We start from the raw sequence: 968 nt of genomic DNA on the forward strand, positions 1-968 counted from the left end.
TTTGCTGGCACTGGAAGCGCGAAAGTCGCCCTTACTGAAGCCATAAAAAAGCTTGTCGAATGTCTCAGGGCGTGAAGCGGGCCTTATATACACATCCCCATTAACTTGAGTATGCTCCTCTGTGACTTTGTTTCGAAAATGATGTCGCTGATGTGTTTCATTCCCTGCTTTTTATAGAATTTTTGAGCACGTTCATTTTGTTCAAGAACCTCCAGCCATAAATATTTTTTCCCCTGACTTCGGGCAAGATCTATGACTTTATTAAACATTAGTTGACCGTAATGCTGATTCGTTTTGGTTGGGGCAAGGTAGAGTTTATTAAGTAAAACACCGCTGATGTCTGTATTCGGGATAGTTGCTTGCCATGTCAGCTTCACAAAACCAATCGGCTCCTCGATTTCAACTATATACCAGCTAATGTTTTTATCATTAATACTCTGCTCAATAACAGGAAGTGAATATTCACCCTCCAAATAATTATCAAATTCTGATTCTGACTTCCACATATGCTTAAAGTGCGCAGTATAGAAGCGGTAGCCAAGCTCATTTAGTAATCCCGAATCGGCTAATGTTGCTTGTCGTATGATTAAAGACATGGGATAGGCCCTTACTTTATGAGAGAAAAATGATATTAAATTTGTAATATATACGGCCTGTTAAGTCTACATGTCCGTTGTGACTGTCTTACCCTCAAACTTTGAATACGAAATCTAAGGTCTCAAGTTGGTGGAGCTCGACCATTAAGTTATTTTTTATCGATGTTAGCTTCTGGCTCGAAGCAGACAGGCCAACTGATTGCCTGGTCTGCTTTGAGCAAAAATGAAAAGACATCTTCCGAACTTGCGGCTGTTCATTCAGGATTTTACAAACAAGCTCATTATTCCCACGGCCAGGGCGCTATAGAAAAGCAACTGATACAGATTCGTCGGCACGTCTGTCCATTTTCTAACGATGCCCAGCGCGACCAC

Annotated in this window: 1 protein-coding gene; it reads right to left on the reverse strand. The window is 41.2% G+C overall.

What is annotated here, in order from left to right; genetic code table 11:
- Positions 1–83: 83 nt before the first annotated feature.
- On the reverse strand, positions 84–596 hold the full coding sequence (locus OGV65_RS00025) for a GNAT family N-acetyltransferase (RefSeq protein ID WP_279264969.1): 513 nt from the start codon (positions 594–596) through the stop codon (positions 84–86).
- Between the last annotated feature and the right edge of the window lie 372 nt (positions 597–968).

The sequence above is a fragment of the Citrobacter sp. Cb004 genome (assembly GCF_030337065.1).
Taxonomy (GTDB): Bacteria; Pseudomonadota; Gammaproteobacteria; order Enterobacterales; family Enterobacteriaceae; genus Citrobacter; species Citrobacter braakii.